This window comes from Streptomyces sp. NPDC058576 (assembly GCF_042718715.1).
Classification (GTDB): domain Bacteria; phylum Actinomycetota; class Actinomycetes; order Streptomycetales; family Streptomycetaceae; genus Streptomyces.
In genome coordinates, this window is record NZ_JBHXPF010000044.1 from 40,115 (window position 1) to 65,153 (window position 25,039).

The window sequence follows — 25,039 nt, forward strand, 5'->3', positions numbered from 1 at the left end:
GACACAGCTCGGGAGAACCCGTGGAAATCCTGGCCTTCGGTGTGCAGTCCGACGAGAAGCCCCTGATCGAGAAGGCCTTCGAGGGACTGCACGAGGTCCGCTGCCTGGACGTCTTCCTCAACCGGGACACCGCCCCCATCGCGGCGGGCCACGAGATCATCTCCACAAGTGTCAACGCCGACCTGAGCGCCCAGGTGCTCCAGACGCTCGCCGCCGGCGGCACGCAGATGATCGCCCAGCGCTCCACCGGGTTCAACAACATCGATCTGGAGGTCGCCGAGCGCCTCGCCCTGCGCGTCGCCCGGGTCTCGTACTACTCGCCGTACTCGGTCGCCGAATTCGCCTGGACCCTCGCCATGGCCGTCAACCGGCGCATCATCCGCGCCGCGAGCCGCACCCGGGACTTCGACTTCCGCCTCGACGGGCTGCTCGGCCGGGACATGCGCGGCCGGACCGTCGGCGTACTCGGCACCGGCAAGATCGGCGAGGCGTTCACCCGGATCGCCCATGGCTTCGGCATGAAACTGCTCGGCTGGGACGTCGTGGAGAACCCGGCCTGCGTCGAGCTGGGCATGGAGTACGTGCCGAAGGAGCGGCTGTTCACCGAGGCCGACCTGATCAGCCTGCACGTGCCGCTGCTGCCCAGCACCCAGCACATCATCGACGAGGCGGCCCTCAAGGCGATGAAGGACGACGCGATCCTCGTCAACTCCAGCCGCGGCGGCCTCATCGACACCGCCGCCCTGGTCACCGAACTGCGCGCGGGCCGCTTCCTCGGCGTCGGACTCGACGTGTACGAGGCGGAGGCCGGGCTGTTCTTCCTCGACAAGTCCCTGGAGGGCATCGACGACGACACCCTCGCCCGGCTGGTGACCTTCCCCAACGTCGTCGTCACCTCCCACCAGGCGTACTACACCGAGGACGCGGTGGGCCAGATCGTCGACGCGACCGTCAAGAACGTCACCGACTACCTGGCCCGCCGCACAAGTGAGAACGTTCTCGTGCCGAGGACCTGAGGGCTCAGCCCGCCACGGGAAGCCCCGCCAGCAGCTCCGTCACGATCGCCGAGCCCCGCACGGTCAGCACCGACTCCGGGTGGAACTGCACCGAGGCGAAGCCCGGCCCGCGCAGCGCGTGCAGCTCGCCGCTCTCCTCGTCGCGGCTCACCTCGATCCCGTGCGCGGCCAGCTCGGCGGCGGCCGGACCGTCGCACCGAGCGGTGAAGCTGTTGTAGAAGCCCACCGTCTCCGCCCGCCCGAACAGCTCGATCCTGGTCTGCGCCCCCTGGTACGGCACCGCCTTGCGGACGATCTCAAGACCCAGTTCCGCCGCGATCAGCTCATGCCCCAGGCAGACCCCCAGCAGCCCGTGCCGGTGTTCCCGCACCAGCTCGGCGGCGATCTCCCGCAACAGCAGCATCTTCGGGTCGCTCAGGTCGCCCGGATTGCCCGGACCGGGCCCCAGCACGACCGGCCCCTCGTGCGCCCGGACCACCGCGCGCAGCCCCGGCTCGTCGTAGCGGCGCACCGAGACGTCAAGACCGGACGACCGCAGCAGATGGGCCAGCATCGCGGTGAACGTGTCCTCGCCGTCCACCACCAGCGCGTGGCCGGACAGGTCCCGGACGCGCTCCTGCATCCGCAGCCAGAACGGGGCGAGCCCCCCGCGCCGGTCGTCCAGCGCCGCCCGCACCCGGGGGTCGGCCGCCAGTCGCGGGCGGTCCGCCTCCGCCGCCGGGCGCCCCGGCCGCACGCCCAGAGCGGCCAGCACCCCGGCCGCCTTGGCATGCGTCTCGGCGACCTCGCTCTCCGGATCCGAGTGGCGTACGAGCGTGGCCCCGACGGACACCCTCAGCGAACCGCCGGGGTCGATGTCGGCGGTCCGGATCAGGATCGGCGAGTCCAGCGTCTGCGCCCCGCTCGCGTCCCGGCCCAGCAGGGCCAGCGCACCCGCGTAGTAGCCGCGGCCCCCGGACTCGTACCGCTCGATCACCCGGCACGCGTTCTGCACCGGGGAGCCGGTCACGGTCGCCGCGAACATGGTCTCGCGCAGCACGTCCCGTACATCCAGGGAGGACTTCCCGCGCAGCTCGTACTCGGTGTGCGCGAGGTGCGCCATCTCCTTGAGCCGGGGCCCGACCACCACCCCGCCCATGTCGCCCACCGTGCACATCATCTTCAGCTCCTCGTCGACCACCATGGACAGCTCCTCGCTCTCCTTGCGGTCCCCGAGGAACGCCAGCAGGCTTGTCGCGGTCGGTCCGTCGTCCGGGTAGCGGTAGGTCCCGCTGATCGGGTTCATCACGACCGTCCCGCCCGACATCCGCACATGCACCTCCGGGCTCGCCCCCACCAGCGTCCTGTCCCCGGTGTGCACCACGAACGTCCAGTACGCGCCCCGCTCGCCCGCCAGCAGCCGCCGGAACAGTGCCAGCGCGTCCGCCCGCCCGAACCCGGGGATCTCGCCCCGGAACGTCCGGCGGATCACGAAGTTCGCGCCCTCGCCCTGCCCGATCTCGTCCCGGATCACCCGCCGCACGATGTCCGCGTACTCCCCGTCCGGCACATCGAAGCCGCGGTCCTCCACCGTCACGTCATGCGCGGGCAGCGCCGCCAGCACCTCCGCGAGCTCCAGCTCGTGCGTCTCGTCGGCGACCAGCACGCTCAGCGGGGTGCCGTCGTCGCGGACGTCGAAGCCGCGCTCGGCGATCTGCCGGAACGGCACCAGGGCGAGGGCCGGCGACGCGCCCACCGGCAGATCGGCCAGCCGGTCCGCCTCCCGCACCCCGCCGATCATCAGTTCGACGTGATCGTGGTCACGGCCGGGCGTACGACGGCGCAGCAGCGCGAACGGCGGGGCGTCCTCCGCCAGCAGCCGGCGGACGAGATCGAAGGCGGTGCGGGGTGCGGTACGGGACATGGGAGCGGGTTCCTTCCGGGCGGACCGTACGAGGGCCTCGTACGGGATTCACGGGGAGAGGAACGGCTCCGCAACGCAGAAAAGGCCGCCCCTCGGGCGGCCTTCGCGATGTGTCAGCGCGATGAATCAGTGGGCCGCCGGATGAGCGGTCCACCACCAGTTCTGGATCGAGATCCGGATCTGTCGCGTCGACATGCTGCGACCCTAGCGGACGTTCCGGGCATCGGAGCGGGTGTCTCAACTGTTGAGCGCTCGAATGGACGCCTCCCGCGACCCCGTAATGTTGTGCACGTGACCGTGAACGCCAATACCTCCGTCGCCGGTGGCAACACCTGGCGAGACCTTCCCGCGGCGCAGCAGCCCGAGTACCCCGACTCCGAGGCCCTGCGCGATGTACTCGCGGACCTCGCGTCGTATCCGCCGCTCGTCTTCGCGGGCGAGTGCGACCAGCTGCGCGCCCGTCTGGGAGCCGTCGCCAAGGGCGAGGCGTTCCTGCTGCAGGGCGGCGACTGCGCCGAGGCCTTCGACGCCGTGTCCGCCGAGCACATCCGGGCCAAGCTGAAGACCCTGCTCCAGATGAGCGCCGTCCTGACCTACGCGGCCTCCGTCCCCGTGGTGAAGGTCGGCCGGATCGCGGGCCAGTACTCCAAGCCGCGCTCCAAGTCGACCGAGACCCGCGACGGCGTGACCCTGCCGACCTACCGCGGCGACTCGGTGAACGGCTTCGCCTTCACCGAGGAGGCCCGGATCCCGGACCCCGCGCGGCTGAAGCAGATGTACCACGCGTCCTCCTCCACGCTGAACCTGGTCCGCGCCTTCACCACCGGCGGTTACGCCGACCTGCGCCAGGTGCACGCCTGGAACCAGGACTTCGTGAAGTCGTCCCCGGCCGGGCAGCGCTACGAGGCCCTGGCCCGCGAGATCGACAACGCGCTCAACTTCATGAAGGCGTGCGGCACCGACCCGGCCGAGTTCAAGGCGGTCGAGTTCTACGCCTCGCACGAGGCGCTGCTGCTGGACTACGAGACGGCGCTGACCCGCACCGACTCGCGCACCGGCGAGCTCTACGACACCTCCGGCCACATGGTCTGGATCGGTGAGCGCACCCGCCAGATGGACGGCGCGCACATCGAGTTCGCCTCGAAGGTCCGCAACCCGATCGGCATCAAGCTCGGCCCGACGACCACCGTCGACGAGGCCCTCGGCTACGTCGACCGCCTCGACCCCGAGCGCGAGCCCGGCCGGCTGACCTTCATCGTCCGCATGGGCGCCGACAAGGTCCGCGACAAGCTGCCCGAGCTGGTCGAGAAGGTCACCGCCTCCGGCGCCACCGTCGCCTGGGTGACCGACCCGATGCACGGCAACACCTTCGAGGCCGCCTCCGGCCACAAGACGCGCCGCTTCGACGACGTCCTGGACGAGGTCAAGGGCTTCTTCGAGGTCCACAAGGGCCTCGGCACCCACCCGGGCGGCATCCACGTGGAGCTGACCGGCGACGATGTCACCGAGTGCGTGGGCGGCGGCCACGAGATCTTCGTGGACGACCTGCACCAGCGTTACGAGACGGCCTGCGACCCCCGGCTCAACCGCAGCCAGTCCCTCGACCTGGCCTTCCTCGTCGCCGAGATGTACCGCGACCAGTAGGCATTCCCGCCGGACGCACCTGTGGGGCACGGATCCATGTGATCCGTGCCCCACAGGCGTCCCCAGGGCTTTTGCGCCGGTTGAGCGGCGGGTAGGGTTAGGTTAGCCTCACCGACGAAGACCGGGACGGCGCCCGACCGACCCGCAGGGAGGTGAACCGCATGTACGTCTGCTCCTGCTTCGGCATCACCGAAGCACAGGTCAAGAAGCATGCGGACGCCGGAGCCTGCACACCCCGGCAGATCGCGTCGGCCTGCAAGGCCGGGACGGACTGCGGCGGATGTGTGCGCCGCATCCAGGCACTCCTGGGCCGGGGCGACTGCTCCCGCCGTGAGCTGCTCGACCAGCGGCAGGAGCCTGCCACCGCCCCCCTCGCGCACCCGGTGGCGGCAGCGATCGCCGCAGGCGCTGTCCGGGACGTACGCCTCTCCGACGCGGCCTGAGCGGTCAGCTCTCCGGCTGCTCGATCAGCTGGGCGATGTAGAGCGCCTCACCGAGCTTCTCGACCAGCTCCAGCTGGGTGTCGAGATAGTCGATGTGGTGCTCCTCGTCCTCCAGGATCGACTCGAAGATGTTCGCGGACGTGATGTCGCCCTTGCCACGCATCACCTCGATACCCCGCCTGAGCCGGTCGATCGCCTCCACCTCGACCTGCCGGTCCGCCTGGAACATCTCGGTGACCGTCTGACCCACCCGTACATGGAACAGCCGCTGGTAGTTCGGCAGTCCGTCCAGGAACAGAATCCGGTCGGTCAGGATCTCGGCGTGCTTCATCTCGTCGAAGGACTCGGCCCGGGTGTACTTGGCGAGCTTCGTCCAGCCGAAGTTCTCCTGCATCTTCGCGTGCAGGAAGTACTGGTTGATGGCAGTCAATTCGGCGGTCAGCTGCTCATTGAGAAACTCAAGGACCTCGGGGTCGCCCTGCATGGCAAAGGCTCCTTCCAACCGGTGATCGATCTGGCAAGTTGGCCAGATCCTCGCACCGCGCCCAGCGGCCGTCCAGTAAGTGCATGCTTAGTACGAGTTGCCCCGGTGGGGTCCTCCCTGGTCATGACCACCCCTGCCTGTCTGTCACCATGGAGGCATGGGTCAGCCGGAAAGCCGGGAACATCGCGAGACAGAGCAGTCCGAGCTTCCGCCGGGACAGCGACTGCAGCGCGGATGGCCGGTCACCCACTACGGGCCCGTTCCCAAGTTCAAGCCCGACCGCTGGGAGTTCCGGGTCTTCGGGGCCACCGCCGACGGCGACAAGCACTGCTGGAACCACCAGGACTTCTCCGCGCTGCCGTTCTCCTCGGTCGTCGCCGATCTGCACTGCGTGACGAAGTTCAGCATGATCGGCGCCGAATGGGGCGGAATCCCCGCCCGTACGGTCCTCGAACTCGCACCGCCCGCCCCCGACGCCACCCATGTGATGGTCTGGGCGGAATACGGCTTCTCATCGAACCTGCGCCTCGACGACTTCGCCTCCGAGCGCACCCTCTTCGCCACCCACAAGGACGGCGAACTCCTCACCGCCGAACACGGCTTCCCGCTCCGCCTCGTCGTCCCGCACCTGTACGCCTGGAAGGGCCCGAAATGGGTCCGGGGCGTCGAGTACATGACGGCGGACCGGCGCGGATTCTGGGAGGAGCGCGGCTACCACAACATCGGTGACCCCTGGGGCGAGCAGCGCTACTCCTACCAGGAGGAGCCCGGGGACGGCCCGGAGCTGTGAAGCCCTAGGGCTTCTCGTTCGCATCAGCCGAAAGACCCTGACGGGTCTTCCGCAGCTCCTTCAGCCGGGCCACGTCCGCCGCGTGCCCCTCCTTGCCGCCGGGCGTCTCGATGATCAGCGGTACGCCCTCGGTCGCTGGGTGGGCGAACAGCTCGGCGAACGGCTCCGCCCCGATATGACCGGCGCCGATGTTCTCGTGCCGGTCCTTGTGGGCGCCCACGACGTCCTTGGAGTCGTTGGCGTGGATCAGCTTCAGCCGCCCCTCGCCGACCGTCTCCACCAGCAGGTCCAGCGTCTGCCGCATCCCCGTCGGACCGGTCAGGTCGTGCCCGGCGGCGTAGATGTGGCACGTGTCCAGGCAGATCCCCAGCTTCGGGTGGGAGTCCAGCGCCTCGAAGTACGGCCCGAAGTCCCAGGTCCGCGAGCAGAGCGAGAAGCCCTGGCCGGCCGTCGACTCCAGCAGCAGATCCGGATCGTCGTCATGGGTCAGCTCGTCCAGCAGCGGCCGCATGTGCTCCCGCACCTGGGCCAGCGCCTCGCTGCGCGGCCGCCCGCCGGTCGCCGAACCGGTGTGCACCACCACGCCCAGCGCACCGATCTCCCGGGCCCGCCGCAGCGAGTGGCGCAGGGACTCCACGGACTTCTCCACCGTCGCCTCGGTGTGCGAGCCGAAGTTGATCAGATACGGGGCGTGCACGTACGCCGGGATCGAGGCCGCCGCGCACTCGGCGCGGAACAGCTCGTCCTGCGCCGGGTTCCCGACGGGCGTCGCCCAGCCGCGGGGGTTGGCCACGAAGACCTGCACGGTCTCCGCCGCCAGCTCACGCGCGTACTCCAGGCCGACCTTGGCCAGGCCGCCGGCCACGGGGACATGCCCGCCCACCGGGTTGCGCACGACGTTCTCCGGATGGCGCATGCGGTGCTAGAACCCCTTGGTCTCGATGGTGATCGTGGAACCCTCGGGGGCCTGTCCGCCGCCGTCCACGGACTGGCTCGCGATCGTGTCGCTGAAGGAGAGGAACGGCCGGTCGACCTTCACGTCGAAGCCCGCCTCCTCCAGGGTGCTCCGCGCCTCGTCGACGTCCCGGCCGGTGACGTCCGGGACGTCCAGCATCCGGGGGCCCTTGGAGACGGTCAGCTGGACCGTCTCGCCCTCGGCGGCCTCGGCGCCCTCCTCGGGGGACTGCTCGGCGACGGCTCCCTGGTCCTCGGCGGAGTGGACCCGGCCGGGCAGCACCTCGGCCTTCAGCCCCTCGGCCTCCAGCTCGGCGGTGGCGTCCTCGGCGGAGAGCCCGGTGACGTCCGGGACGTCGATCGGAGCGCCCTTGCTGACGACGAGCGCCACGGCCGTGTCCGGGTTGCGGTCGGTGCCGGCGCGGGGATCCGTGCGGACCACCTCGCCGCGCGCCACGTCCTCGCTGAACTCCCTGGTCACCATCCCGGGGACCAGGCCCACCTTCTTCAGGGAGCGCCGGGCGTCCGCGAGGGACCGGCCCACCACGTCGGGCACCCGCACGATCTCCGGGCCCCGCGAGACGACGAGCTTCACCGAGCCGTTGCCCCGGATCCGGTCGCCGGAGGCGGGGTCGCTGCTGACGACCTCGCCCCGCTCGACGGTGTCGCTGAAGACCCGCTCGACACCCTTGAGCCCGAGTCCTTCGTCGGAGAGCCGCTTCTCGGCGGTCTGCTGGGTCTGGCCGAGCAGTGAGGGGACCTGGGTGAACTGGCCGGAGTTGATGTACCAGACGCCGGTGCCGATCCCCAGGGTCAGCAGGACGGCGGTGAGCACGATGACCAGCCTGCGGTGCGGCCCGCCGAACGGGCCGCGCCGGCCTGGCCGCCGCCGGGGCGGCGCGGCGGGTCCCGCCGGGGGCATCTCCAGGCGGCTGGTGCGGTGCACTCCGGCCCCGTCGCCGTCCGCCGGGAGGGCCCGCGGGATCACGCTCGTACGGTCGTCCGCGCCGTCGTGGGAGTCCGACAGCGCCTGCGGCGGTACGGAGTCCAGCTCGGCGTCGGTCAGCCCGGCACGGGCCTCGCGGGCCTCGGCCAGCAGCAGCACCGCGTCGTGCGGGCGCACCTCGGGATTGCGGGCGGTCGCGCTCGCCACCAGGCTGTCCAGCGCGACCGGGAGCCCCGGCACGAGAGCGGACGGGGCCGGGACGTCGGAGTTGAGGTGCTGGTAGATGACCTGCGCGGCGTTCTCGCCGGTGTGCGGCTTGGCGCCGGTGAGCATCTCGTACAGCACGACCCCGCAGGCGTACACATCACTGCGGGTGTCGGCGGTGCCGTGCTCGATCTGCTCGGGGGCCAGATACGACACCGTGCCCAGCAGCGAACCGGTGGTGTCGGTGGCCGTGCCGACCGCCCTGACCAGGCCGAAGTCGGCGACCTTCACCCGGCCGTCGTCCCCGATCAGGACGTTCTCCGGCTTCATGTCGCGGTGCACGAACCCGGCCCGGTGCGCGGCGCCGAGCGCGGCGAGGACCGGCTCCAGGATGTCCAGCGCGGCCCGGGGCTGGAGGGCCCCGCGCTCGCGCAGCACGTCGCGCAGGGTGCAGCCCGCCACGTACTCCATCGCGAGATAGACGTATGCGCCCTCGGCGCCCTGGTCGAAGACCGCGACCACATTGGGGTGCGCCAGGCGGGCCACCGACTTGGCCTCCCGGATGAAGCGCTCGACGAACGCGACGTCGGTGGCGAGCGCCGGGTGCATCACCTTGAGGGCGAGCACCCGGTCCAGGCGGGTGTCCACGGCCCGGTAGACCGTGGCCATCCCGCCGACGGCGATGCGCGCCTCAATGCGATACCGGCCGTCGAGCAGCTGCCCGACGAGAGGGTCCTGGAGGGTCGTGTCCACCCCGAGAGTCTAAGAGCCGCCACCGACACCCCGGACGGGCCGGGGCATTCCCGGGGCCGTTCTGCAGCCGATCCGTGACAGGGGCACGCCGGGGACGATCCAACCCCTCCGGCGTTCGAGGAGCGGGGGTCCGGGGGCGGCGCCCCCGACGACCACCGGCTCAGAACGCGGGCCGCTCCGGATCGAACGCGGCCCGCCCGGCCACCGGTGAGGACGCCTCGGCGAAGTGGCGACGCGGAATCCGGCCCGCCCGGTACGCGAGCCGCCCGCCCTCCACCGCGTGACGCATCGCACCCGCCATCAGCTCCGGCTCCTGGGCCCGGGTCACCGCCGAGGCGAGCATCACAGCGGCGCAGCCCAGCTCCATCGCCTGCGCCGCGTCCGAGGCCGTCCCGGCCCCCGCGTCGAGGATCACCGGCACCCCGGCCCGCTCCACGATCAGCTCGAAGTTGTGCGGGTTGCGGATGCCGAGCCCGGAGCCGATGGGGGAGCCGAGCGGCATGATCGCCGCACACCCCACCTCCTCCAGCTTCCGGGCGAGGACCGGGTCGTCGTTGGTGTAGGGCAGCACGACGAATCCGTCGTCGACCAGCGTCTCCGCCGCGTCCAGCAACTCGATCGGGTCGGGCAGCAGGGTCCGCTCGTCGGCGATCACCTCCAGCTTCACCCAGTCGGTGCCGAGCGCTTCCCGCGCCAGCCGGGCGGTGAGCACCGCCTCGCCCGCGGTGAAGCACCCCGCGGTGTTCGGCAGGACCTGGATGGAGAGCCGCTCCAGCACCGAGAGCACCGAACCCTGCACGGCCGGATCCAGCCGGCGCATCGCGACCGTGGTCAGCTCGGTGCCGGAGGCGACCAGCGAGCGCTCCAGGATCTCCAGGCTCGGGGCCCCGCCGGTGCCCATGATCAGCCGGGAGCCGAAGGCGGCGGGCCCCAGCGTGAAGACGTCGTCCGACATGGTCAGCCTCCCTGTACGGCGGTCAGGACCTCGACGCGGTCGCCCTCGCCGAGCTTTGTGGCAGCCCACTGGCCGCGCGGGACGACGCTCTCGTTGACGGCGGCGGCGACCCCGGCGGGAGCCGGGGTCAGGGCGGTGACGAGGGCGCTGAGGTCGGTCCCGGCGGGAACGGTGCGGGCTTCCCCGTTCACCGAGAGGGAAACGGTGGCTTCCGGTGCGGCGGGGCCTTCGGGGACGGCGGTGGCTTCCGGTGCGGCGGACTGCTGGGTCATACGGGCTGCTCCTGGAGTACGGGGGCGGCGGTGGCGGCGGTCTCGAACCGGCCGGGGGCGAAGGGGCGGGCCGTCTCGGGCAGCTCGCCGGTGGTCAGGGCGTCGGCCATCGCGTCCCCGGTGACGGGCGTCAGCAGGACGCCGTTGCGGTGGTGCCCGGTGGCGAACAGCAGACCGGGCAGGGCGGTGGGGCCGAGCAGCGGGGCGTTGTCGGGCGACGCGGGGCGCAGACCGGCCCGGGTCTCGGTCAGCGGCAGCTCGGTGATCCCGGGCACCAGCTCGTGGGCGTCGCGCAGCAGCTCGTACACGCCGCCGGCGGTGACCGTGGTGTCCCAGCCCATCTCCTCGCTGGTGGCGCCGACGACCAGCTCGCCGTTCTCGCGCGGCACGAGATAGAGGTGACCGCCCCGGACCACGGCGCGCACGGTGCGGCTGAGGAAGGGGGCGTACGCCGGAGGCACGGTGAGCCTGAGGACCTGGCCCTTGACCGGGCGGACCGGCGGCACGAGCTCCGGCGGGAGCCCCGCGAGCCGGCCGCTGAGGCTGCCGGCGGCGAGCACGACCTGATCGGCCGCGAAGTCCGTGCCGTCGCCGAGCAGCGCCCCGGCGGCCCGGCCCCCGGTGACGGTGAGCCGTTCGACGGTCGTCCGGCGGAGCGCGACCCCGGCCCGTTCGCAGGCGGTCAGCAGCGCCGCGGCGAGCCGGCGCGGGTCCACCTGGTGGTCGCCGTCGACCCGGAGGCCGCCCCGGACGCCCGGGGCCAGCATCGGCTCCAGGCGGCGGCACTCACGACCGCTCAGCCAGACCGACTCCAGGCCCGAACGCTCCTGGAGGGCGTGCAGTTCGCGCAGATGCGCCCGGTCGTCGGAGTCGAGCGCCACGGCCAGCGTGCCGCAGGTCCGGAAGCCGGTCTCCCGGCCGCTCGCCTCCTCCAGCTCCTCGACGAACGCCGGATAGCGCGCGGCGGAGGCGAGGTTGAGGCCGAGCAGCATCTGCTCGCCGTAGTGCAGTTCGGTGACGGCGGCCAGCATGCCCGCCGCGACCTGGGCGGCTCCGCCGCCCGGTGCGGGGTCCGCCACCGTGACGGTCAGCCCGCGCTGAGCGGCCCGCCAGGCGGTGACCAGGCCGATGATGCCGCCCCCGATGACGAGGACGTCGGACCCGGAGGCTCTCCCGGAGGCTCCTGAGGTTGTCCCTGAGACGCGCATGAGTGTCCAGCCCCTCCCTTCGCCGGCATGACCCGGAGCAGGTTCGTACGGTCGGAGGCCGGCCAGCCTCCCTCTCAGCCCGGTGCGTCCGGGCTCCCGCGAGTGTTCTACCTTGGCCACCCTAAACCCCGCCGCCCACTGCCCAGTAGGGGAGCAACCACCATGGCCCGATCGCTCGACGGACTCGTCCTCGCGCCCGTCGCCGACCAGGCCCCCGGCCAGGTCGGGACCCGCACCCGGTTCACCTACCACGAGCGGGACGGCCGGATCTGGGCCGATTACACGGGCGGCGACGTGGTCCGCGGCCATCTCGTCGGCACCCGGGACGGGGACGCGCTCGACTTCCGCTACGTGCAGCTCAAGCAGGACGGAACGACCTCCTCCGGGCACTGCCTCTCCACGGTCGTCGACCTCGCGGACGGCCGGGTGCGGCTGGAGGAGCGGTGGCAGTGGGAGTCGGGGGAGGGCAGCGGAACGAGCGTGGTGGAGGAAGTGCCCTCCTGAGGAGGGTCTTTCCGGCGGCCGCCTTCCTGACGATTCGTCAGGTGATTAAGGTGGACGGGTGAGCGAGCACCAGACGGAGAAGAGCCCGGACCGGCACGTCGTGATCGTCGGAGCGGGCATGGCGGGCGTGCAGACCGCGGTCGCCCTGCGGGAAGCCGGCTTCGCGGGGTCCGTCACCCTGATCGGCGCCGAGCCCCACCAGCCGTACGACCGCCCGCCGCTGTCCAAGGCCGTGCTGCTGGGCAAGGCCGAGGACTCGGCCTTCGACATCGACTTCGAGGCGCTGGACATCACCCTGCGCCTCGGCCTGGACGTCACCGCCCTGCGCGCCGCCGCCCATGTGCTGGACACCGCCGACGGCCCGGTCCGCTACGACGCGCTGGTCCTCGCCACCGGGGCGGAGCCCATCACCCTGCCCGGCGCCGAGGGCGTGCCCGGCGTCCATCTGCTGCGCACCCTCGACGACGCCGCCCGGCTGCGGCCCGTCCTGGACCGGCAGCACGACGTGGTCGTCGTCGGGGCGGGCTGGATCGGCGCGGAGTTCGCCACCGCCGCCCGCGCCGCGGGCTGCGCGGTCACCGTCGTCGAGGCCGCCGCCCGCCCGCTCGCGGGCACCCTGCCCGCCGAGGTGGCCGCCCCGATGGCCGCCTGGTACGCCGACAGCGGCGCCGAACTCCTCACCGGAGCCCGGGTCGACCGCGTCGAGGAGGGGACCGTCGTCCTCGACGACGGCCGCACCCTGCCCGCCGGGGCCGTGGTCGTCGGCATCGGCGCCCGCCCCGCCACCGGCTGGCTGGCCGGCTCCGGGGTCGTCCTCGGCCTGGACGGCTCGGTCACCGCCGACAGCGCGCTGCGCACCTCGCTGCCCGATGTGTACGCGGTCGGCGACTGCGCCTCCTTCCCCTCCGCCCGCTACGGAACCCGCCTGCTGGTCCACCACTGGGACAACGCCCTCCAGGGCCCGCGCACCGCGGCCGCCGCGATCATGGCCGCCGGGACCGGCGAACCGCTCCCCGTCTACGACCCCGTCCCGTACTTCTGGTCCGAGCAGTTCGGCCGCTTCGTGCAGTACGCGGGCCACCACGCCCACGCCGACACCCTGCTGTGGCGCGGCGACGGGGCGGACGCGGCCTGGTCGGTGTGCTGGCTGCACGACGGCGCGCTGGCCGCCGTGCTCGCCGTGGGCCGTCCGCGCGACCTCGCCCAGGGACGCAGGCTCATCGAATCGGGGGCCGTCCTCGACCCGGAGAAGGTGGCCGACCCGGCCGTACCGCTGAAGTCCGCCGCCCTCTGAGCGCCCCGGGGCCGCCTCGGACACCCCCGTACGGTCGGCCCGGCTACCGGCTGTCAGTCCGGGATGGCACGCTTGTCCTTGTGACCGAGATTGACGCAAAGACCGATGCTCTCGTCCCCGCCTGGCTCCACCTTCCCGACATCGCGGAGATGCTCGATGTTCAGGTGACCCGCGTGCGGCAGCTGGTCAAGGAAGGCCAGCTCATCGCCGTACGCCGTGGTGAGAACCGGACGCTCCAGGTGCCCGCCGCCTTCATCGACGGCGACAAGGTGGTCAAGGGCCTCTCCGGCACCCTGACCCTCCTGAGGGACGACGGCTATTCCGACGAAGAGATGCTGGAGTGGCTCTTCACCCCCGACCCGACCCTGCCCGGCACCCCCGCGCAGGCGCTGAGCGAGAATCGCGGTACGGAGGTGAAGCGCCGCGCCCAGGCGCTCGCCGTCTGACCGACACGACAGGAAGCGGTGCACGGACCGCCCGGCGCGGCCCGTGCACCGTCACGACCACGGGGGAGTCCACCCATGTCCACGCCTCGCGAGCAGCTGTCCGACGCCCGGCTCTACCTGTGCACGGACGCCCGCAAGCGGCAGGGTGACCTCCCCGCCTTCCTCGATGCCGTGCTCGCCTCCGGCGTCGACATCATCCAGCTCCGGGACAAGGGCATGGAGGCCGCCGAGGAGCTGGAGCACCTCGCGGTGTTCGCCGACGCCTGCCGTCGGCACGGCAAGCTCCTCGCGGTGAACGACCGCGCGGATGTCGCCCACGCCGCCGGGGCCGACGTCCTGCACCTCGGGCAGGGCGACCTGCCGGTCCCCGCCGCCCGCGCGATCATCGGCGCCGACCGGCTGATCGGCCGCTCCACGCACGCCGAGGCCGAGGTCGACGCCGCCGTCGCCCAAGACGGCGTGGACTACTTCTGCACCGGCCCCTGCTGGCCCACCCCCACCAAGCCCGGCCGCCACGCCCCCGGCCTCGACCTCGTGCGCTACGCCGCCTCCCTCGGCGCAGAGCGGCCCTGGTTCGCGATCGGGGGGATCGACGCGGGCAATCTGGACCAGGTGCTGGACGCCGGGGCCCGCCGGGTCGTCGTCGTCCGGGCCGTCACCGAGGCCGACGACCCGGCCGCCGCCACCGCTGAACTGGCCCGACGTGTCCGGGCGCACACGCTCTGAACCCTCGGCGTACCGACGAGGGGCATCGGGGGCAGCTGTCCGAGGGATGGACAACAGTCCGGCAAAACGAGACAAAGTTTCCCGCTCTGGTTGGGGGAGTGTCCACCCCCTGGTTAACCTCCCCTTATGGCCCTTGGTACACCTTCCACCAGGACGGATCACGCGCGCACCGTGCGTGACCTGCTAGCGACCGGCAAGACGTCGTACTCCTTCGAGTTCTGGGCGCCCAAGACGGAAAAGGGCGAACGGAACCTCTGGAACGCGCTGCGCCGGGTCGAGGCGGTCCGCCCGAGCTTCGTCTCCGTGACGTACGGCGCCGGCGGCTCCACCCGTGCCGGGACGGTCAAGGCCACCCAGGAGATCGCGGCGGACTCCACACTCACCCCCGTCGCCCACCTCACCGCGGTCAACCACTCGATCGCCGAGCTGCGCAACATGGTCGGGCAGTACGCCGACGCGGGCATCAGGAACATCCTCGCGGTCCGCGGCGACCCGCCCGGCGACCCGATGGGCGAGTGGGTGGAGCACCCGCAGGGGGTGAAGTACGCCGCCGACCTCGTCCGGCTCATCAAGGAATCGGGCGACTTCTGCGTCGGCGTCGCGGCATTTCCCGAAATGCACCCCCGGTCGACCGACTGGGAGACGGACATCGGTCATTTCGTCGACAAGTGCCGGGCGGGCGCGGATTACGCGATCACCCAGATGTTCTTCCGCCCGGAGGACTATCTCCGGATGCGTGACCGTGTGGTCGCTGCGGGTTGCGAAACGCCGGTGATCCCCGAGGTCATGCCCCTCACCAGCGTGAAGCAATTGGAAAAGTTCTCCCAGCTCAGCAACGCGACCGTGCCCGCGTCGTTGAAAGAGCGCATCCTCGCAGCCAAGGACGATCCAGCCGCTGTACGCTCCATTGGCATCGAGTTCGCAACGGAGTTCTGCGCGAAGCTGCTGTCCGAGGGTGTGCCCGGGCTGCACTTCATCACGCTCAACAACTCGACGGCTACGCTCGAAATCTACGAGAAACTCGGACTGCACAAGCAGTCGTGACCGGTCGTACCCGCCGCCGACGCGGCTACGGCCGAAGGAGGGGGCGGGCGTGGGCTGGACGGTCCTCTACATCGCATTCGGTCTGGTGGCACTGTGGCTGCTCGGCGAGGTGCTGCTGCAGTACAAGGCACGACTGCGCTGGCGGCTCCTCGCCTTCGCCGGCTTCCTCGGCGTGGTGGTCGGGGTGCTGCTGGCCTCCGTCCCGGTCATCGTCGTCGGGACGCTCGCCTTCGCCACCGGCCAGACCTTCGTGACGCTGTCCTTCCGGCGCGGCTTCTCCACCGGCTGGGCCATAGGCGGCAGCCCGGGGGAGAGCCGCCGCCGCCGGGGCGGCGGCTCGGGCGCCGCCGTGAAGGAACCCACGCTGGAGGTCTCGGACCTGGAGGTCGCGGACCTGGACGCCGCGGCCGGGTACAACCAGCCTCCGGCCGCCCCGCCCGCACCGTCCGTCTACGAACCGCAGCCCCTCCCCGACGACACCGGCCAGTACGGCGTGTACGGGGACACCGGCTACGACCCGAACGGCCACGCCGCCCAGGACCACGGCCACCAGGCCGACCCCTCGGCCCAGCCCCAGTACGCCGCGTACGACCCCTACACCGGCTACGAACAGCAGCCGGCCCAGGACCCCTACGCAGGAACGTACGACTACGGCACCGGCCAGCAGAGCTACGCCGCCTACTCCGACCCGTACATCGGCACCACCAACGGAGCCCCCTCCTACGGCGGTTACGACGCCTACGGCAACGGCTACGACAGCCAGGGCGGGCAGCAGAGCTACGCCGACCCCTACGCCCAGAGCTACAGCACGGACACCCCGCCCGGCGGCGTCTGGGTCCCGCAGCAGCGCGACGCCGAGCAGTACCCCCCGCTGGAGCCGGAGCAGCCCACCGGGCCCGCCCCGTACGGCAACGGTTACGACACCGGCCAGAACGAGCAGTACCGCTACTGAGCCCGCGGCGCCGACGGGGGTGGGCCCTCCGTCGGCGGCGGCGCGCGCTCCTGGCTCACCGGGAGCCGCGGAAGCCGTCGCCCTCCACCACGAGCCCGGCCACCAGCGTTCCCGACATCCCGGCGTGCGCGAGACCGCCGCCCGGATGCGCCCAGCCGCCCGCGAGATACAGCCCCGGCAGCCGGGTCAGGTTGCCCGGGTGCAGATACGCGCCGCCGGCCCCGGCCAGCGCGGGCGGCGGCACCGCACCGCCCTCGGCCCCCGTCTCCGCCTCGGTCTCCGCCGGCGTGCGGATCTCCGTGTGCAGGATCCGGTCCCGCAGCCCGGGAACGGCCGCCGCCGCGCGCTCCACCAACAGGTCGGCGAACCGCTGCCGCACCCCCGCGTCCCGCCAGTCGACCGGCCCCTGCGGAGCCACCGTCGCGGTGAGCGTCACCGCCTCGTGCTCCGCGTCCGGGCGGGTTGCCGGATCGTCGGGGCGCAGCACCCACACCGTGGGGTGGACGGCGACCCGGCCCCCGAACACCGCCTCCTGCTCCGCCGCCCCCTCCGCGCTGTGCACCACGGTCCGGTGCACCGCACCCGCCTCCCGGGCCCCGCGCAGCGACAGCAGCACCGTGAACCGGCCCGCCGCACCCGCGCCGGAGCCTGCGCGGACCGGCACCTCGTCCGCGCCGCCGACCTGCTGACCCGGCACCAGACCCGCGTGCGGCCGGACCCCGAGCACCACCTTGTCGGCCTCGGCCACCTCACCGTCCGCCAGCTCCACGCCCGCCGTCCGGCCGTTCTTCTCGACGACCCGGACCACCTCGGCCCCGAAGACGAACTTCACGCGGCGCGCCAGACACCGCTCGTACACCGCCCGGGCCAGCTCGCGCATCCCGCCCATCACGTACCAGCTGCCGAAGGTCTGCTCCATGTACGGCAGCAGCGCGGCGCTCGCGGGCGCGGCGCGCGGGTCGAGGCCGTGGGCGAGCGCGTACCCGTCGAGCAGGGCGGCCAGGCGCGGGTCCGCCAGCTCCCACGCGCCGATCTCCGCGACCGTGCCCGCCTGCCGGGCCGAGCGCAGCAGCCGCCTTTGCCGCACCGCCGGATACGGGTCACGCCCCAGGACCTGGTGATCCGCCCGCAGCGGCTCCTCCAGGAGCGGCCGCCGGGAGCGGTCCCAGGCGTCCCGGGCCCGGTCCATGAAGTCGCTCCAGCGCGCCCCGGCACCCGCGCCGAGAGCGCCGTCCAGGGCGGCGGCCACCCCGGCCCGGGAGGCGTTGGGCAGGGACACCGCCGTGCCGTCCGCGAAGAGATGACGGCTCGCCGGATCGACCTGGGTCAGCGTCACGCACTGCTCCAGCGACTCCTTGCCGGTCTTCACGAAGAGGTCCCGCTGGACGGCCGGGAGGTGCAGCAGCCCGGGCCCGGTGTCGAAGACGAAGCCCTCGTGCTCATGGCGGCCGACCGAGCCGCCGTAGCTCGCGGAGCGCTCGTAGACCGTCACCTTCTCGCCTGCCACGGCCAGCCGGGCCGCCGCCGCCATCGCGCCCGTCCCGGCGCCGATCACCGCAATTCGTGCCATGCCGGTGACTTTATCGACCGGCACGGACAGGTCAGCCGGGAGGCCAGTGCCCACCCGTTCCGGCCAGGCGTTTCTCCTCGCGGCGCTGGGCCCGGCGGCGCAGGAAGCGGCGGATCCGCGAGGCGAGGAAGAACAGTGCGACGATCCCCAGCACGAGCAGCACGGCCGCGATCACGGCGGCGGCGACCGGATTGAAGAGGGCGAAGGTGATGACTCCCGCGACCCCGAGATCCTCCGCGACGCTCATCCCGATGTTGCTGAAGGGCTCCGGAGAGGTGTTGACGGCCATCCGGGTGCCCGCTTTGACCAGATGACTCATCAGCGCCGTGGACCCGCCGATCGCGCCGGCCGCCAGCTCCGGCAGCGAACCGCTCTCCCCGGCCAGCAGCGCGGCGACCACCGCCCCGGCCACCGGCCGGATCACGGTGTGCGCGGTGTCCCAGAGCGAGTCCACGTAGGGGATCTTGTCCGCGACCGCCTCGCAGAGGAACAGCACACCGGCCACGATCAGGACGTCGGTGCGCTGCAGGGCGGCGGGCACCTCGTCGGACACGCCGGTCGCGCCGAACAGGCCGAGCAGCAGGACCACCGCGTACGCGTTGATCCCGCTCGCCCAGCCGCTTGTGAACACCAGAGGGATTACGGACACGCAGGCGATCGTAACGACCGCCTGCCGGAGCCGGGTGAGGTTGCGCGCGCAGCCCTGAGTATCCGTACCTAGGCGCACAGATGAGTAGCTGCGCGGATAGGCCCCCACCTGCACGGACGGCAGAGTGATGACCACGGAAGGGGCGCTGCGCCAGGACCGCCGGCACGGGGCGGCGGAACGGCGCGGCTCTCCCGACGCAACGGGGGTGCACGACGGAGGCCCGGGGACCACGGGGGACATACGGGGTCACGGGGAACGGGTTTCCGGCAGGCACGGAAGACGCCGGTCCGGTGAAGTTCGCGGGGGATGCGAACTCCAGCGGCCGGCGTCTTCGGCTTTCCCGGTACGTCCCGGCCGTGCGGCCTCAGTGCCCGCTGACCCGACCGTGCAGCAGCAGCGACAGCGCCGAGTGGACCTCGTCGATCGAGCGCTCCGGCTGGAACGCCTGCCAGTCCAGCGCCGCCACCAGCACCATCCCGACCAGCGCCGCTGCCGTCAGCGGGATGTCGATCTCCTCGCTCAGCTCACCGCTGCGCACCGCCTCGCGCAACACGTCCTCGACGACCGCCACGGCCTCCTGACGCACCACCAGCAGGGTCGACTGCCAGGCGCGGTTGGTGCGCCAGAGCTCGGCCACGTACAGCTGGGTGAAGGCCGGGTAGCGGTCGATGAAGGCGAGCCCGGCCCGGATCATCGCGTCCAGCGCCTCGACCCGGGTGCCGCCGCGTTCCTCGGACTCCTCGGCGGCGGCCCGCAGCGAGGCGGTGAGCAGCCCCACGCCGTGCCGGAGCAGCTCCTCGAACAGCTCGGTCTTGCTCTTGAAGTTGTAATAGACCGTGCCCTTGGCGACCCCGGCCCGCTCGGCGATCTCGTCGACGGTGGTCGCCGAGAAGCCCTTCTCGGCGATGAGCGTCACCGCCGCCTCGTAGAGCTTCTGCCGGGTGGCCTGGCGGCGCGTGGTGCCACTGCTTTCCATGCGGCCGATTCTTCCAGGCCCCGGCGCCCCCAGGGGCTCGACCGCGGGCGCGCTCACAGGCTCAGCTCCGGGTGCAGCCGGCTCAGGCTCCACACCTGCTTGCGGCGGGCGGTGAACGCGGTCAGGGCGAGCGCGCCGACGGTGAAGGCCGCCAGCACCGCGCACCCCAGCCAGACCGGGGTGAGCGGACCGCCCGTGATCAGCCTGCGCAGCCCCTCGACGACGTACGTCATCGGCAGGTACGGGTGGATCGCGCCGAAGAAGCCAGGGCTGGTCTGGACGGGGTACGTGCCCCCGGCCGAGGTCAGCTGGAGCATCAGCACCACCAGCACCAGGATCCGCCCGGCCGCCCCGAAGCAGGCGTTCAGCCACTGCACGATCGCGGCGAAGCAGCAGGTCACCAGGGCCAGGAAGCCGATCGTTCCGGCGGCGTGCGCCATCTGGAGACCGAGGCCCCAGTGCAGGACGGCCATCAGGGCGGCGACCTGGGCCGTGCCGATGGCGGCGACCGGGAGCCAGCCGGCGAGCGCGATCCGCCAGGAGGAGGCCCCGGCGGCGAGGGCGCGCCTGTTCATCGGCTGGATCAGCATGTACGCCACCATCGCGCCGACCCACAGGGACAGCGGGATGAAGTACGGGGCGAAGCCGGTGCCGTAGTTGGGGGCCGCGTGGAGCGACTTGGAGGCCAGCTGGACGGGGTCGGCCATGACGTCGGTCCGCGCGTCGCGGTCCTTCTTGCCGTAGTCCGGGATCTTCTCTACGCCGTCGTTGAGGCCCTGGGCCAGCTCCGTCGAGCCGTCGCCGAGCCGGAAGAGCCCGCCGTCCAGGTTCTCCGCGCCGGTCTTCAGCCTGCCGACGCCGGTGTCCAGATCGCTGGAGCCGGTCTGCGCGCCGCCGAGTCCGGTGTGCAGCGCCTGGGCGCCCTTGGCGACCTTGTGGGCCCCGGTGTTGAGCTCGTTGACCTTGGCCACGGCCGACGCCAGGTCGTCGTCCAGCGTCGGCGCGCGCTTCGCGAGGTCGTCGGCCTGCTTCTGGAAGGCGGTCAGCTGGGTGCTCAGCCTCTTCAGGTCGCCGTTCTGGTTCGTGACCAGGGTGTTCACATCGGCGGCGATCTTCGCGACGTCGACGGCCGTGCCCTTGGCGCGCTCCAGCGGCGGGCAGACCGTGGCGTCGGGCTCCTCGGCCTCCACGCACTGCGTGCGGTGGACCTCGGTCAGCTCGTCCGCCGCCTTCCTGGCGTCGGCGGCGGCGGTGGGCGCGCTCCTCACCAACAGGTCGAGGTTGTGCCGTACGGCCCCGGAGGTGTCGGCGACCAGCCGGGCGGTGTCCTGGATGGACTTCCCGTTGTCCTTGAAGAACGGGCGTACGTCACCGGCGATCTTGTTGACCTTGTCGGCCAGGACCTGGGTGCCGCCGGCGACCCCGGCGGAGCCCGTGGCGAGATCGCGTGATCCCTGGTTCAGCTTCACAATCCCGTCGGAGAGCTTCTTGCTGCCCGCCTTGGAGTCCTTGAGGCCGTTCGCGAGGTCCTTGGAACCCTGCTTCGCCTTGGAGATGCCGCCCTTGAGGTCGTCGGCCCCCTTGGCCGCCTCGGCGGTCTTGTCGTGCAAATCGGAGAAGTTGATGAAGATGCGGTCCAGGAAGGACCGGGAGGCGTTCGTGGAGGCGGCGTTGCGCACCTCTCCGAAGACCGTCTTGGAGATCTGCCCGACGATGTAGTTGTTGGCGTCGTTCGTCCGCACCTGGAGCGCGCCGGTCTCGGGGGAGTCCCCGCCGCTGGACGCGATCTTCCTGCTGAAGTCCGACGGCATCGTCAGCGAGAGGTAGTACGTACCCTCCTCGACGCCCTTCTCGGCCTCGGCGGAGCTCACCTCGTGCCAGGCGAAGACCTTGGAGTCGAGCAGCTTCTCGCTGATCTCGTCCCCGGCCGTGACGCGCTTCCCGTCACTGGTGGCCCCCTTGTCGTCGTTGACCAGGGCGACGGGCAGCTTGTCGAGCTTGCCGTACGGGTCCCAGAACGAGCACAGGTACAGGGCGCCGTAGAGCAGCGGCAGGAGCAGCAGGGCCACCAGCGCGGCGGCCGGCAGCTTCCCCCTGCCGAACCGCTTCAGCTCAAGCGCGGCCAGCTTCGGCGAACGCATCGGCCGTCTCCTCATCCGTGGTGGGTTCGTCGTCGGCGGGTTCCCCGGGGGCGGCTGCGGTGCGCACGACCTGGGTGTTCTCGGGGGCCTCGCTGCACACGGCGAGCACGGTCGTCCCGGCGTCGGCCACGGAGCGCAGGAGCGCCCAGGCCCGGTCGCGTTCGGCGTCCGAGAGCTTGAGATCGGTGTCGTCGACGGCGAGCAGCCGCGGCTTGCCGATCAGCGCCAGTGCCACGGACAGCCGCAGCGCCTCCAGCCGCTCCAGGTCCCGTACGGAGGTGCGCCCCGCCTTGGGCAGCGTGGCGAGGTCGAGGCCGGCGGCTTCAAGAGCCTCGTCGATCCGGGCCCGGGCCGCGGCCCGGCGTTCGGCGCGCGGGCGCAGCAGGGCGCGCAGGGAGGCGCCGTAGCGGCCCTGGAGGAGGGCGCGTTCGTTCAGGTGTTCGGCGACCGTGAAGGCCGGGTCCAGCTCGCTGACGCCCGGGACCGGTCCCAGGGCGGCGATCCCGCGGACGGCGGCGGCCTGCTTGGGCAGCCGCAGTCCGCCGGTCTCCGCGTGGCCCTCGGTGGTGCGCATCCGGCCGGTCAGGGCGAGCAGCAGGCAGGTGCGGCCCGATCCCGACGGTCCTTCGATGGCCACCAACGTCCCTGGCTCGGCGCTGAACGTCACGTTCCGGAAGACCCGGCCGCGCGGTCCCTCCAGTCCGAAGTCCTCGGCGACGACAGCCGCGCCGTACGGGCTCTCCACAGACCCTCCTCTTTTAAACTGACCAGTCAGTGCAAAAGGTAGCCCGAACGTGCGCTCGAAGGCAAAGAAGCTGGTCAAAGCGGGTACACGGCCGATTGTCAGTGGTGGCCGCCACCATGGACACAGACGGCCACGGAGCCGTCACACGACGACAGGAGGTTCGTCATGGCCAGCTCGTCCGCAGCAGCCGCCCCGCGGCGCCGCGCAGTCAGCCCTGCCCCCTCACTGACCGGTCCGGCCGACGATGTCCACCCCGTGCTGCGGCGCAGCACGGCGCCGCCCGCCGCTCTCGAACTGCTCGCCAAGGCCCGCTCCGGCCTCGACGAGGCCGCCGTGCTCCACGAGCCCAACGAGCGGTACGCCACCGCTCACCTCGCCGCCCTGCGCACCGCGGCGGCCGTGCTGGCCGCGCGCGGCCGCCCCGAGACGAACAAGCGCCGCCGCGAGCCCATCCGGAGCGCGTGGGAAGTCCTCCCGGAGACAGCTCCGGAACTGACCGAATGGAGCGCCCTCTTCGCCGCCGGGGCCGACCGGCGGGCCCGGGCGGAGGCGGGCATGCCGGGAGCCGCCGACGGGCGTGACGCCGACGACCTGCTGCGCGACGCGGCCATGTTCCTGCGCCTGGTGGAACGGCTGCTGGTGCTCCAGCCGGCCCTCCCGCAACCCCGGCAGGAGACGCCGGGCGGCGGGTGACCTGGACGGCGGGGCGAGGCAATAGGGTGGTGACCGCTCACATCACCACCCGCACTGTTCACGCTCCGCCGTCCCCGGCGGCACCGTGCCGAGGAGTCATCTGCCGTGTCGGACCAGCCGCGCCCCCGCGCCTCCCTCCGTACCGCCGTGGTCTGGGAGGTCCTCAAGGAGGCCCTGGACCGTCAGGTCAAGGCGACCGGCAGGGACGCCCTGGACGTCCTGGACACCGGTGGCGGCACCGGCAACTTCGCCGTGCCCGCGGCCCGGCTCGGCCACACGGTCACCGTCGTCGACCCCAGCCCCAACGCGCTCTTCGCGCTGGAGCGCCGCGCGGCCGAGGCCGGGGTCGCCGACCGGGTCCGGGGGGTCCAGGGCGACATCCTCGGCCTGTTCGACGTCGTGGAGCGCGACGGCTTCGACGCGGTGCTCTGCCACGGCGTCCTGGAATACGTCGACGAGCCCGCCGAGGGTGTGCGCAACGCGGTCGAGGCCCTGCGCTCCTCCGGCGCGCTGAGCCTGCTCGCCGCCGGCCTCGGCGGAGCGGTCCTGGCCCGCGCGCTCGCCGGTCACTTCACCGAGGCCCGCCACGCGCTCACCGACCCGGCAGGCCGCTGGGGCGAGGGCGACCCGGTGCCCCGCAGGTTCACCGCCGATCAGCTCTCCGACGTGGTCTCCGACGCCGGTCTGGAGATCGCCGCGGTGCACGGCGTCCGGGTCTTCGCCGATCTTGTGCCGGGCGTCCTGGTGGACACCGAGCCCGGCGCCGTGGAGGCCCTCCTCAAGCTCGAAGCGGCCGTCGCCGAGCAGCCCGCGTTCCATTCCGTCGCCACCCAGCTGCACGTTCTGGGCGAGAAGCGCCGCTGATCAGCAACGCAAGCGCGGACGGAGTGGGACTCAGGACCCCCGTAAGGGGCGTCCGCCCCGTATGATCGGGTGACACCATCCGGCATGGCGGATCGGTCGTCGGGGAATCTACGCCTCAGCAGCCGAGCCGACATAGCGGTCCGGACTGGCTGAACGCTAGAGGGCGGGTTTCACGGGGGCGAATCCCTGCCTATCCTGGAAGGGCCGCATACCGGTCGCCCCCGCGGCCGACGACGAGGAGGATCCCGTGCCGCTCTCGGAGCACGAGCAGCGCATGCTCGAGCAGATGGAGCGAGCGCTGTACGCCGAAGATCCCAAGTTCGCGACAGCGCTCGAGGGAAGCGGACTGCGTACGTACACCCGGAAAAGGGTCTACCAGGCGGTCGCTGGCTTCCTGGTGGGTATCGCGCTCCTCATGGCCGGAATGGTCGCCCAGCAGATCTGGATCAGCGTGGTGGGGTTCCTCGTCATGCTCGGCTGTGCCGTGCTCGCGGTCACCGGATGGCGCAAAGCGCCCAAGCCCGGTGAACAACAGCCGGCCGCCGCAGGTGGCGGGGACAGCGGCGCACGCCGCCGACCGAGACAACGCCGGTCGATGATGAACCGCATCGAGCAGCGGTGGCAGCGCCGCCGCGACGAACAGGGCCAGTAACACGCGTCGGCCCTGTTCTTTCCACAGGGCCGGGCGATGGCACCACGTACGACACCGATGGGTGAGCGGCGGCCGCATTCACGCGCCCCCCTCACCCATCAGTGCGTGGCACCCCTGATGACGTCGGGGTGAGAGCCCGGACCGCCGGTGACGAGCGCACGGGACCGGACCGCGAAGGCCCCCGGCCCGGACCCTGCACAGGGTCCGGGCC

The 25,039-nt window shown here is 72.0% G+C and carries 26 protein-coding genes and 1 riboswitch; of the genes, 13 read left to right on the forward strand and 13 right to left on the reverse strand.

Going from position 1 to position 25,039, the window contains the following annotated elements; genetic code table 11:
• The first annotated feature begins 20 nt into the window (after positions 1 to 20).
• Positions 21 to 1,016, forward strand: coding sequence for a 2-hydroxyacid dehydrogenase (locus tag ACFWRV_RS26395; RefSeq protein ID WP_384338224.1), 996 nt, complete (start codon positions 21 to 23; stop codon positions 1,014 to 1,016).
• 4 nt (positions 1,017 to 1,020) lie between these two features.
• On the opposite strand, the gene ACFWRV_RS26400 is transcribed toward ACFWRV_RS26395, so the two are convergent.
• On the reverse strand, positions 1,021 to 2,919 hold the full coding sequence (locus tag ACFWRV_RS26400; RefSeq protein ID WP_384338225.1) for an anthranilate synthase family protein: 1,899 nt from the start codon (positions 2,917 to 2,919) through the stop codon (positions 1,021 to 1,023).
• A gap of 126 nt (positions 2,920 to 3,045) precedes the next feature.
• Positions 3,046 to 3,114: a trp operon leader peptide gene (locus tag ACFWRV_RS26405; RefSeq protein WP_384338243.1), complete on the reverse strand. Its 69-nt coding sequence runs from the start codon at positions 3,112 to 3,114 to the stop codon at positions 3,046 to 3,048.
• Positions 3,115 to 3,216: 102 nt separating this feature from the next.
• Between ACFWRV_RS26405 and ACFWRV_RS26410 the strand changes: the two genes are divergently transcribed.
• Together ACFWRV_RS26410 and ACFWRV_RS26415 are read left to right on the forward strand one after the other, a co-directional pair.
• A complete protein-coding gene (locus tag ACFWRV_RS26410; protein ID WP_026241475.1) occupies positions 3,217 to 4,563 on the forward strand; it encodes a class II 3-deoxy-7-phosphoheptulonate synthase in 1,347 nt (448 codons plus the stop codon).
• Between the two features lie 161 nt (positions 4,564 to 4,724).
• Positions 4,725 to 5,006 (forward strand): bacterioferritin-associated ferredoxin, encoded by a 282-nt coding sequence (locus tag ACFWRV_RS26415; RefSeq protein WP_384338226.1) that lies wholly within the window; start codon positions 4,725 to 4,727, stop codon positions 5,004 to 5,006.
• A gap of 4 nt (positions 5,007 to 5,010) precedes the next feature.
• Here the strand turns inward: ACFWRV_RS26415 and bfr are convergent, their stop codons facing one another.
• The gene (gene bfr / locus ACFWRV_RS26420) at positions 5,011 to 5,490 is read right to left on the reverse strand and encodes a bacterioferritin (RefSeq protein ID WP_329227849.1); all 480 of its coding nucleotides are present in this window, start codon (positions 5,488 to 5,490) and stop codon (positions 5,011 to 5,013) included.
• A 157-nt stretch (positions 5,491 to 5,647) separates the two neighbouring features.
• Between bfr and ACFWRV_RS26425 the strand changes: the two genes are divergently transcribed.
• Positions 5,648 to 6,280 carry a sulfite oxidase-like oxidoreductase gene (locus tag ACFWRV_RS26425; protein ID WP_384338227.1) on the forward strand — a complete coding sequence of 211 codons (633 nt, stop codon included), beginning with the start codon at positions 5,648 to 5,650 and terminating at the stop codon, positions 6,278 to 6,280.
• Between the two features lie 4 nt (positions 6,281 to 6,284).
• Here the strand turns inward: ACFWRV_RS26425 and ACFWRV_RS26430 are convergent, their stop codons facing one another.
• From ACFWRV_RS26430 to thiO, 5 genes are all read right to left on the reverse strand, one after another.
• Positions 6,285 to 7,196, reverse strand: coding sequence for a deoxyribonuclease IV (locus ACFWRV_RS26430; RefSeq protein WP_384338228.1), 912 nt, complete (start codon positions 7,194 to 7,196; stop codon positions 6,285 to 6,287).
• Positions 7,197 to 7,202: 6 nt separating this feature from the next.
• Positions 7,203 to 9,137, reverse strand: a complete 1,935-nt coding sequence (gene pknB / locus ACFWRV_RS26435) for a Stk1 family PASTA domain-containing Ser/Thr kinase (protein ID WP_384338229.1) — start codon at positions 9,135 to 9,137, stop codon at positions 7,203 to 7,205.
• Positions 9,138 to 9,297: 160 nt separating this feature from the next.
• Positions 9,298 to 10,092, reverse strand: coding sequence for a thiazole synthase (locus ACFWRV_RS26440; RefSeq protein ID WP_384338230.1), 795 nt, complete (start codon positions 10,090 to 10,092; stop codon positions 9,298 to 9,300).
• 2 nt (positions 10,093 to 10,094) lie between these two features.
• Positions 10,095 to 10,364, reverse strand: a complete 270-nt coding sequence (gene thiS / locus ACFWRV_RS26445; RefSeq protein ID WP_384338231.1) for a sulfur carrier protein ThiS — start codon at positions 10,362 to 10,364, stop codon at positions 10,095 to 10,097.
• Entirely contained in the window at positions 10,361 to 11,572 is a 1,212-nt protein-coding gene (thiO, locus tag ACFWRV_RS26450; protein ID WP_384338232.1) for a glycine oxidase ThiO, read from the reverse strand. The genes thiS and thiO overlap by 4 nt, the downstream gene beginning before the upstream one ends.
• A riboswitch (TPP riboswitch) is annotated at positions 11,570 to 11,682 on the reverse strand. It overlaps the preceding gene by 3 nt.
• Before the next feature lie 52 nt (positions 11,683 to 11,734).
• Between thiO and ACFWRV_RS26455 the strand changes: the two genes are divergently transcribed.
• The 6 genes from ACFWRV_RS26455 (at position 11,735) to ACFWRV_RS26480 (ending at position 16,538) form a co-directional block, all read left to right on the forward strand.
• Positions 11,735 to 12,076 carry a hypothetical protein gene (locus ACFWRV_RS26455; protein ID WP_384338233.1) on the forward strand — a complete coding sequence of 114 codons (342 nt, stop codon included), beginning with the start codon at positions 11,735 to 11,737 and terminating at the stop codon, positions 12,074 to 12,076.
• 118 nt (positions 12,077 to 12,194) lie between these two features.
• On the forward strand, positions 12,195 to 13,370 hold the full coding sequence (locus ACFWRV_RS26460) for an NAD(P)/FAD-dependent oxidoreductase (protein ID WP_384338244.1): 1,176 nt from the start codon (positions 12,195 to 12,197) through the stop codon (positions 13,368 to 13,370).
• An 80-nt stretch (positions 13,371 to 13,450) separates the two neighbouring features.
• Positions 13,451 to 13,816: an Rv2175c family DNA-binding protein gene (locus ACFWRV_RS26465; RefSeq protein WP_371622973.1), complete on the forward strand. Its 366-nt coding sequence runs from the start codon at positions 13,451 to 13,453 to the stop codon at positions 13,814 to 13,816.
• Between the two features lie 75 nt (positions 13,817 to 13,891).
• Positions 13,892 to 14,542: a thiamine phosphate synthase gene (gene thiE, locus ACFWRV_RS26470; protein WP_384338234.1), complete on the forward strand. Its 651-nt coding sequence runs from the start codon at positions 13,892 to 13,894 to the stop codon at positions 14,540 to 14,542.
• Positions 14,543 to 14,668: 126 nt separating this feature from the next.
• Positions 14,669 to 15,586 carry a methylenetetrahydrofolate reductase [NAD(P)H] gene (gene metF, locus ACFWRV_RS26475; protein WP_073776512.1) on the forward strand — a complete coding sequence of 306 codons (918 nt, stop codon included), beginning with the start codon at positions 14,669 to 14,671 and terminating at the stop codon, positions 15,584 to 15,586.
• A gap of 49 nt (positions 15,587 to 15,635) precedes the next feature.
• Positions 15,636 to 16,538, forward strand: coding sequence for a hypothetical protein (locus tag ACFWRV_RS26480; protein ID WP_384338235.1), 903 nt, complete (start codon positions 15,636 to 15,638; stop codon positions 16,536 to 16,538).
• Between the two features lie 55 nt (positions 16,539 to 16,593).
• Here ACFWRV_RS26480 and ACFWRV_RS26485 read toward each other — a convergent pair whose 3' ends face one another.
• From ACFWRV_RS26485 to ACFWRV_RS26505, 5 genes are all read right to left on the reverse strand, one after another.
• A complete protein-coding gene (locus tag ACFWRV_RS26485) occupies positions 16,594 to 18,108 on the reverse strand; it encodes a phytoene desaturase family protein (protein ID WP_384338236.1) in 1,515 nt (504 codons plus the stop codon).
• A gap of 31 nt (positions 18,109 to 18,139) precedes the next feature.
• Entirely contained in the window at positions 18,140 to 18,757 is a 618-nt protein-coding gene (locus tag ACFWRV_RS26490) for a DUF4126 domain-containing protein (protein WP_384338237.1), read from the reverse strand.
• Between the two features lie 364 nt (positions 18,758 to 19,121).
• Positions 19,122 to 19,733 carry a TetR/AcrR family transcriptional regulator gene (locus ACFWRV_RS26495; protein ID WP_384338238.1) on the reverse strand — a complete coding sequence of 204 codons (612 nt, stop codon included), beginning with the start codon at positions 19,731 to 19,733 and terminating at the stop codon, positions 19,122 to 19,124.
• A 53-nt stretch (positions 19,734 to 19,786) separates the two neighbouring features.
• Positions 19,787 to 21,874 (reverse strand): YhgE/Pip family protein, encoded by a 2,088-nt coding sequence (locus ACFWRV_RS26500; RefSeq protein ID WP_384338239.1) that lies wholly within the window; start codon positions 21,872 to 21,874, stop codon positions 19,787 to 19,789.
• Positions 21,846 to 22,619 carry an ATP-binding cassette domain-containing protein gene (locus ACFWRV_RS26505; RefSeq protein ID WP_384338240.1) on the reverse strand — a complete coding sequence of 258 codons (774 nt, stop codon included), beginning with the start codon at positions 22,617 to 22,619 and terminating at the stop codon, positions 21,846 to 21,848. Before ACFWRV_RS26505 ends, ACFWRV_RS26500 begins: the two co-directional genes overlap by 29 nt.
• A 165-nt stretch (positions 22,620 to 22,784) precedes the next feature.
• On the opposite strand from ACFWRV_RS26505, the gene ACFWRV_RS26510 reads away from it, so the two are divergent.
• The 3 genes from ACFWRV_RS26510 to ACFWRV_RS26520 all read left to right on the forward strand — a co-directional run bounded on the left by ACFWRV_RS26510 (position 22,785) and on the right by ACFWRV_RS26520 (position 24,828).
• A complete protein-coding gene (locus ACFWRV_RS26510) occupies positions 22,785 to 23,312 on the forward strand; it encodes an SAV_6107 family HEPN domain-containing protein (RefSeq protein WP_384338241.1) in 528 nt (175 codons plus the stop codon).
• 105 nt (positions 23,313 to 23,417) lie between these two features.
• On the forward strand, positions 23,418 to 24,176 hold the full coding sequence (locus ACFWRV_RS26515; protein ID WP_384338242.1) for a methyltransferase: 759 nt from the start codon (positions 23,418 to 23,420) through the stop codon (positions 24,174 to 24,176).
• 247 nt (positions 24,177 to 24,423) lie between these two features.
• Positions 24,424 to 24,828 carry a DUF3040 domain-containing protein gene (locus ACFWRV_RS26520; protein ID WP_006123866.1) on the forward strand — a complete coding sequence of 135 codons (405 nt, stop codon included), beginning with the start codon at positions 24,424 to 24,426 and terminating at the stop codon, positions 24,826 to 24,828.
• Positions 24,829 to 25,039: the final 211 nt, after the last annotated feature.

What these genes read in the sequence shown, in the direction of transcription:
- ACFWRV_RS26400 (WP_384338225.1), bottom strand. Translation starts at nt 2,919, where the DNA reads ATGTCCCGTACCGCACCCCGCACCGCCTTCGATCTCGTCCGCCGGCTG.
- ACFWRV_RS26440 (WP_384338230.1), bottom strand. Translation starts at nt 10,092, where the DNA reads ATGTCGGACGACGTCTTCACGCTGGGGCCCGCCGCCTTCGGCTCCCGG.
- metF (WP_073776512.1), top strand. Translation starts at nt 14,669, where the DNA reads ATGGCCCTTGGTACACCTTCCACCAGGACGGATCACGCGCGCACCGTG.
- ACFWRV_RS26455 (WP_384338233.1), top strand. Translation starts at nt 11,735, where the DNA reads ATGGCCCGATCGCTCGACGGACTCGTCCTCGCGCCCGTCGCCGACCAG.
- ACFWRV_RS26485 (WP_384338236.1), bottom strand. Translation starts at nt 18,108, where the DNA reads ATGGCACGAATTGCGGTGATCGGCGCCGGGACGGGCGCGATGGCGGCG.
- thiE (WP_384338234.1), top strand. Translation starts at nt 13,892, where the DNA reads ATGTCCACGCCTCGCGAGCAGCTGTCCGACGCCCGGCTCTACCTGTGC.
- thiO (WP_384338232.1), bottom strand. Translation starts at nt 11,572, where the DNA reads ATGCGCGTCTCAGGGACAACCTCAGGAGCCTCCGGGAGAGCCTCCGGG.
- ACFWRV_RS26495 (WP_384338238.1), bottom strand. Translation starts at nt 19,733, where the DNA reads ATGGAAAGCAGTGGCACCACGCGCCGCCAGGCCACCCGGCAGAAGCTC.
- ACFWRV_RS26415 (WP_384338226.1), top strand. Translation starts at nt 4,725, where the DNA reads ATGTACGTCTGCTCCTGCTTCGGCATCACCGAAGCACAGGTCAAGAAG.
- thiS (WP_384338231.1), bottom strand. Translation starts at nt 10,364, where the DNA reads ATGACCCAGCAGTCCGCCGCACCGGAAGCCACCGCCGTCCCCGAAGGC.
- ACFWRV_RS26460 (WP_384338244.1), top strand. Translation starts at nt 12,195, where the DNA reads ATGGCGGGCGTGCAGACCGCGGTCGCCCTGCGGGAAGCCGGCTTCGCG.
- bfr (WP_329227849.1), bottom strand. Translation starts at nt 5,490, where the DNA reads ATGCAGGGCGACCCCGAGGTCCTTGAGTTTCTCAATGAGCAGCTGACC.
- ACFWRV_RS26510 (WP_384338241.1), top strand. Translation starts at nt 22,785, where the DNA reads ATGGCCAGCTCGTCCGCAGCAGCCGCCCCGCGGCGCCGCGCAGTCAGC.
- ACFWRV_RS26500 (WP_384338239.1), bottom strand. Translation starts at nt 21,874, where the DNA reads ATGCGTTCGCCGAAGCTGGCCGCGCTTGAGCTGAAGCGGTTCGGCAGG.
- ACFWRV_RS26425 (WP_384338227.1), top strand. Translation starts at nt 5,648, where the DNA reads ATGGGTCAGCCGGAAAGCCGGGAACATCGCGAGACAGAGCAGTCCGAG.
- ACFWRV_RS26430 (WP_384338228.1), bottom strand. Translation starts at nt 7,196, where the DNA reads ATGCGCCATCCGGAGAACGTCGTGCGCAACCCGGTGGGCGGGCATGTC.